The 6,358-nt window shown below is 61.9% G+C and carries 7 protein-coding genes; 6 read left to right on the forward strand and 1 reads right to left on the reverse strand.

Translation table 11 applies throughout. The features are described 5' to 3' along the window. Positions 1-433: 433 nt before the first annotated feature. The 4 genes from rpsF to WEB61_RS02975 all read left to right on the forward strand — a co-directional run bounded on the left by rpsF (position 434) and on the right by WEB61_RS02975 (position 3,223). Positions 434-913, forward strand: coding sequence for a 30S ribosomal protein S6 (gene rpsF / locus WEB61_RS02960; RefSeq protein WP_368062837.1), 480 nt, complete (start codon positions 434-436; stop codon positions 911-913). Continuing rightward, entirely contained in the window at positions 910-1,158 is a 249-nt protein-coding gene (rpsR, locus tag WEB61_RS02965) for a 30S ribosomal protein S18 (RefSeq protein ID WP_368062843.1), read from the forward strand. Before rpsF ends, rpsR begins: the two co-directional genes overlap by 4 nt. Before the next feature lie 24 nt (positions 1,159-1,182). After that, the gene (rplI, locus tag WEB61_RS02970; protein ID WP_368062838.1) at positions 1,183-1,800 is read left to right on the forward strand and encodes a 50S ribosomal protein L9; all 618 of its coding nucleotides are present in this window, start codon (positions 1,183-1,185) and stop codon (positions 1,798-1,800) included. 175 nt (positions 1,801-1,975) lie between these two features. Next, positions 1,976-3,223, forward strand: a complete 1,248-nt coding sequence (locus WEB61_RS02975; RefSeq protein WP_368062839.1) for a class I SAM-dependent methyltransferase — start codon at positions 1,976-1,978, stop codon at positions 3,221-3,223. 47 nt (positions 3,224-3,270) lie between these two features. On the opposite strand, the gene WEB61_RS02980 is transcribed toward WEB61_RS02975, so the two are convergent. Next, entirely contained in the window at positions 3,271-3,651 is a 381-nt protein-coding gene (locus tag WEB61_RS02980; RefSeq protein WP_368062840.1) for a DoxX family protein, read from the reverse strand. A 382-nt stretch (positions 3,652-4,033) separates the two neighbouring features. Between WEB61_RS02980 and WEB61_RS02985 the strand changes: the two genes are divergently transcribed. Together WEB61_RS02985 and WEB61_RS02990 are read left to right on the forward strand one after the other, a co-directional pair. After that, positions 4,034-5,527, forward strand: coding sequence for a replicative DNA helicase (locus WEB61_RS02985; RefSeq protein WP_368062841.1), 1,494 nt, complete (start codon positions 4,034-4,036; stop codon positions 5,525-5,527). 42 nt (positions 5,528-5,569) lie between these two features. Beyond that, positions 5,570-6,034 (forward strand): hypothetical protein, encoded by a 465-nt coding sequence (locus WEB61_RS02990; RefSeq protein WP_368062842.1) that lies wholly within the window; start codon positions 5,570-5,572, stop codon positions 6,032-6,034. Positions 6,035-6,358: the final 324 nt, after the last annotated feature.

Below are 6,358 nucleotides of genomic sequence, written 5' to 3' on the forward strand. Positions count from 1 at the left end.
CTCGCGGGCGCCGGCAAAGGCCTCGCCCAGCTCGCGGCCCATGCCGACCGTCTGGGAGCCCTGGCCTGGAAAGATGAAAGCCCTCGACATCGCCACTCCCCGCTCCCGCCGCCCAACCCGATATTCGGCTGATTTCCGGTCCTTTTCCGATGCCCGGCGGGTGCCGGACCGGAGCGCCAAGAGATACCGGCTGGCGACCCCAAGTCAAGCCGCGGCGGCCGCCATTTGTTCCTTGCCTCGCCGCCGCTTTTCCGTATATTGCGCGGCTTCTGAAGGCCTTGGCTGGAGGCTGAACGGAACACCGCGCCTTGAGGGTGCGGCAGGACGATGAAGTCCGGGTTCCGGTGTCTCCGCTTCTTTGGTGGTCCTTTCGAGCCTTTCGAGGGCTCAAAGGGGGCTTTGCGCCGGGGCCGGATACAAAAGGAAAAGGCTCATGGCTCTTTACGAGCATGTCTTTATTGCGCGGCAGGACGTGTCGCAGCAACAGGTCGAGGGGCTCACCGAGCAGTTCTCGACCATCATCAAGGAAAATGGCGGCCAGATCGGCAAGGCCGAGTACTGGGGTCTGCGTAACCTGACCTACAAGGTCAGGAAGAACCGCAAGGGCCACTACACACTGCTCAACATCGACGCACCGCACGCGGCGGTTGCCGAAATGGAGCGCCAGATGGGCATCAGCGAAGATGTCCTGCGCTTCCTCACGGTGCGCGTCGAAGAGCACGAGACCGAACCCTCGGCCGTTATGCAGAATCGCGGCGACCGCGGAGATCGTGGCGACCGCGGCGAACGCAGCGGCGGCGGCCGCTTCGGCGACCGTGAACGCAGCTTCGGCGGCGACCGCAGCAGCCGCTTCGGCGACCGCGAACGCGCGCCCCGCCGCGACCGCGACGACAGCGAAGGAGGCGAAGCATAATGAGCACGTCAGCCCAGCCCGCGCGCCGGCCGTTTTTCCGCCGCCGCAAGACCTGCCCGTTCTCCGGCGCCAACGCCCCGAAGATCGACTACAAGGACGTGAAGCTTCTGCAGCGCTACATCTCGGAGCGCGGCAAGATCGTCCCCTCGCGCATTACGGCCGTGTCGGCCAAAAAGCAGCGTGAACTCGCCCGCGCCATCAAGCGCGCGCGCTTCCTCGCCCTGCTGCCCTATGTGATCGGCTAAGGTCCGGGAAAAGGAGAAACAACGATGCAAGTCGTACTTCTGGAACGGGTCGAAAAGCTCGGTCAAATGGGCGATGTCGTCAAAGTCAAGGACGGTTTCGCGCGCAATTTCCTGCTGCCGCGCAAGAAGGCTCTTCGCGCGACCAAGGAAAACATCTCCCGCTTCGAAGGCCAGCGCGCTCAACTTGAAGCACGCAACCTCGAACTTCGGAAGGAAGCCGAACAGCTTCTGCCGAAGGTCGCGGGCCAGTCGTTCATCGTGCTGCGCCAGGCCGGCGAAACCGGCGTTCTCTACGGTTCGGTCAGCACCCGCGACATCTCGGATGCGATGACGAGCGGCGGCTTCACGACCGCGCGCAACCAGGTGGTGCTCGACAAGCCGATCAAGACGATCGGTCTGCACCCGATCCGCGTCATCCTGCACCCCGAGGTGTCGGCGACGATCACGGTCAATGTCGCGCGCACCGAAGAAGAAGCCAAGCGTCAGGCGGCAGGCGAAGACCTGACGCAGCGCCAGGACGAGCGGGACGAGGAAGCCGTCGAGGCGGCCGAATTCTTCGAATCCGAAGAGCTGGCGCCGAAAGACGAGGACGAGACCGAGGCCGCCGACGGCGCGCCGGAAGCCCCGGAAAACAAGGAATAGGGTTTCGTTCCCAAACGAGACCGAACGGCAAAGGGCGCTCCGAGGGGCGCCCTTTTTTCGTTGGCGCGCTTGCAAGTTTCACGCGATTAACCTTAGATGATTCGCGAGAAGGGTCGGGCTGTGGGCGCAAGATCGAAGACCTGAAGTTCAGGCAATCCTCGGTACGGGAGGGTCTATGCTTTTCAGCTCGCTTCTCAGGCACATCGTCAAACAGGGCGCGCTGACGGTCGTCAGTGCAAATGGCCGGACCAGCGAATTCGGCGACGGAACGGGTCCGCGCGTGACCGCCCGGCTGCACGACAGAACCGTCGGAACGGAGATCGCCTTCAACCCCTATCTGAAGCTCGGCGAGGCCTATATGGAAGGCCGGCTGACGATCGATCCGCCGGCGACGATCTATGAATTTCTCGACCTGTTGACGGCCAATCTCGGCACGCGCTTCGCCGGCCCGATCTTCGAAATCTATGGCGCGCTCCGACGCGCCAAGCGCCGCATCGACCAGCACAACCCGGTCGGCAAGGCGCAGAAGAACGTCGCCCATCACTACGATCTCGAAGGCGGTATCTACGATCTCTTTCTCGATGCCGACAAACAATATTCCTGCGCCTATTACGCGCAGCCGGAGATGACGCTGGAAGAGGCGCAGGCGGCGAAGAAACGCCACATCGCGGCGAAGCTGCGGATCGAGCCCGGGATGCGCGTGCTCGATATCGGCTGCGGCTGGGGCGGCATGGCGCTGATGCTGGCGGAGGAAACGGGCGCGGACGTCGTGGGCGTGACCTTGAGCCGCGAGCAGCACAAGATCGCGCGGCGCCGCGCGCAGGACCGCGGGCTCGAAAAGCAGGTCGATTTCCGGTTGCAGGACTACCGTACACTGACGGAAAATTTCGACCGGATCGTTTCGGTCGGAATGTTCGAACATGTGGGCGTGGGCCACCACCGCGAATATTTCGACAAGGTCTACGCGCTCCTCAACGCGGACGGCGTGGCGCTGATCCATACGATCGGGCGGCTCGACGGGCCGGGTTCGACCAATCCGTGGATCGCCAAATATATCTTTCCCGGCGGCTATATTCCGGCCTTGAGCGAGGTTTCGGCCGCGGCCGAACGCAGCGGCGTGCTGATGACCGATGTCGAGGTTCTGCGGCTCCACTATGCCGAGACGCTGCGCGAATGGCGGCGGCGCTTCATGGAGAAGCGCGACACGGCGGCGCGCATATACGACGAACGCTTCTGCCGGATGTGGGAATTCTATCTGGCGGGATCGGAAACCTCGTTCCGCAACGAGGGCATGGCGGTGTTCCAGTTGCAGCTCGCGCGCAAGATCGCGACGCTGCCGCTCACCCGCGGCTACATGATGGAAGACGAGCGGCGCCCTGAAGAGATCGCGCGGGAAGCGCGGCGGCTGCTCGCCGGCGACTGACGCAAAAAAACCCGCGGCGCATCCGTTGCTTGCGCCGCGGGCCTTTTTTACGCGCCGCGGCGCGCGTCGAGGCTGAAGCGGCCGGCACCGTTCGCGAAGACAAACAGCATACCGCCGGCAAGCGCGAAATTCTTCAGGAAGGACGGATCCGACAGGCTCGGATGAAAGACGACCGCCGCGGCGATGCAGAAGACCGCGAAGGCGAGCGCGACGAGACGCGCCTGATAGCCGACCAGCAGCAGCAGACCGCCGCCAAGTTCGAGCGCGACGGTGCCCGCGTAAACGAGCTGCGGCAGCGGCAGACCCGCATCCGTGATGAAGGCGATTGTGCCGGCGGCCCCCATCGCCTTGTTGATCCCGGCAAGGACGAAAAGCGCAGACAGAAATATGCGGCCCACAAGGGTCGCGTAGTCGTTGGCGGCGTTCATGGATTTCCTCCCCAGTGTTGCCATCGCAAGCGAGCTTAGTGCGCCGCCGGCAGACGGCAAAACCGGCGAAAACGGCAGCGGCGGCGGCAGCGGACCCCCCCTCTGTCACGAAACTGTCAAAAAACTGTCACAAATGGCGGCGGGCCGAAATTATCCCCGGGATAAGTCATGTTTATCCCCGGGGATAAAGCCGGCCCGGACCCATTCCACAGCTTGCCGCGTGAAAATTCCACCCTCCCGACCCCGCAGCGGAAAATGCGGCACGACTTATCCCCGGTCTTCACAGGCCTGTATGACGAAGCTGGGGAGCGAATCACTGCATCATGAAACGCGACGCCGGACGCGTTGCGGGTGGAACACCAGTTCGACTAGAACGAGTGCCATGGAAAATTCGCAAGCCGCCTTCTCGCCGACATCCGAAACCGACGACGCAACCGCCTACCGGGTGCAGCCGCACAACATCGATGCGGAACAGGCGCTGCTGGGCGCGATCCTCGTCAACAATGAATCCTACGACCGCGTGGCGGGCTTTCTGGAGCCGCCGCATTTTTTTGACGCGCTGCACGGGCGCATCTACGAGGCGGCGGCGAAGCTGATCACGCAAGGGCACCTCGCCTCTCCGGTGACGCTGAAAAATTATTTCGAGCGCGACGCGGCGCTGAGCGAAATCGGCGGCCCGCAATATCTGGCGCGGCTCGCCGGCGCGGCGACGACGATCATCAACGCGGAGGAATACGGACGCACGATCTACGACCTCGCGATCCGCCGCGAGTTGATCCAGGTCAGCATCGACATGCATACCCGCGCCTATGACGCGCCGGTGGACGACACGCCGGCGCTGCAAATTCTCGATGCGGAGCAATCGCTCTATCAGCTGGCCGAGCGCGGCAAATATGAAGGCGGCTTTCAGAGCTTTCACGAATCGCTCAACACCGCCATCGACATGGCGGCCGAAGCCTTCAAGCGCGATGGCGGGCTTTCCGGCATTTCGACGGGCTTGCGCGACCTCGACAACCGGCTGGGCGGGCTGCAGCGCTCGGACCTTGTGATCCTTGCCGGCCGGCCCTCGATGGGCAAGACGGCGCTCGCCACCAACATCGCCTTCCACGCGGCCAAGGCCTACAAGGCCGAGCACCATGCCGACGGCACGGTGACGGCGCTGGACGGCGCGATCGTCGGCTTCTTCTCGCTCGAAATGTCGTCGGAACAACTGGCGACGCGCTTGCTGGCCGAACAATCGGGCGTGCCGTCGGAACGCATCCGGCGCGGCAATATTCACGAGGACGAGTTTCACCAGCTTGTGGACGCGGCGCGCGAGCTGCAAAGCATTCCGCTTTATATCGACGACACGGGCGGGCTGACGATTGCGACGCTGGCGGCGCGGGCGCGGCGGCTGAAGCGGCAGCGGGGCTTGGGGCTTCTGGTCGTCGACTATCTGCAATTGCTGGCGGGCTCAGGCAAGGCCGGCGACAACCGCGTGCAGGAAGTGACGCAGATCACGACCGGCCTCAAGGCGCTGGCGAAGGAACTCGACGTGCCTATTCTGGCGCTGTCGCAGCTTTCGCGCCAGGTCGAGAACCGCGACGACAAGCGGCCGCAGCTATCGGATCTGCGCGAGTCCGGCTCGATCGAACAGGACGCCGACGTGGTGATGTTCGTCTTCCGCGAAGAATATTACACCACGCGGCGCGAGCCGACCGAGGGCACGCCCGAGCATCTTCAGTGGCAGGAGGAAATGGGCCGCGTGCACGGGCTGGCCGAATGCATCATCGGCAAGCAGCGCCACGGGCCGACGGGCACGGTGAAGCTGCAGTTCCAGGCCGATGTGACACGGTTCTCGGATCTGGATCAGGTGCATTCGGGGGAGTTTGAGTAGAAGGGGATACCCCTCGCTCAAGCAAAAGCAGGGGGGATCGTTATGCCGTCAAAATATCTTATAGGTGTGGCTGTAAGTCTGCTGCTGCTCCTTGCATATCTCGGTTTTTCCTCTCCTGGCGCCGTTGTTGTAAATGTGGACGGTGAGATCAAAGGACCGCTGAACCACGGCCGAATGCTATTGCAAGGCGAAAACTTCTGGCTAGATCAAGCGGCACTAGCGAAAGCCGAACTGTCGTATCGGCACAACCAGCCGCAGAGTCAACTTGAACTGAAACAGCAGCTCGACCGCACACTTGCTGAAGCTGATGCCCGAATGGAAGACATCTATAGACTGTATCCTCAACTGAGACCTTCGCTGGCGGCAACGCGAGCAGATGCTTTACGTGAGCAAGCCGACGAAATTGAGCGGGCTGATTTTGAAGCAACACTGGATCAGCAGCGATTGCGCCGAATTTCAGAGCTGGAAGAAATATTGTTCAACATTCAAAATCGCATCGTTAATTAGGGCCGTTGGCGCGCGGGTGCATATTCCGGCCGAGAACAGATTTCGACGATAGAGACAATTCAGAAAATTCTGTTTCCCAGCTTGTCATCCCAAAACAAGCGCTACATCAACAAACGCAACGACATAGATCATCTTGCAGGCCACTTATTGAATGGCCGCGACGTGTTTGTGATTGACGATGTTCGGGACATTTGGAGTAAGCGTGAACAGCTCATGCAAAAGCTGGGGATTCTTGTAATGAAGCCAGTCGAATGTGTGCAGTTGATCGAGAATTCGTATTCTCGCCAGTCGAATTGACTCAAGTGCGCTTCTGAATGTCCTTTT

The organism is Parvibaculum sp., from assembly GCF_040882025.1.
Classification (GTDB): domain Bacteria; phylum Pseudomonadota; class Alphaproteobacteria; order Parvibaculales; family Parvibaculaceae; genus Parvibaculum.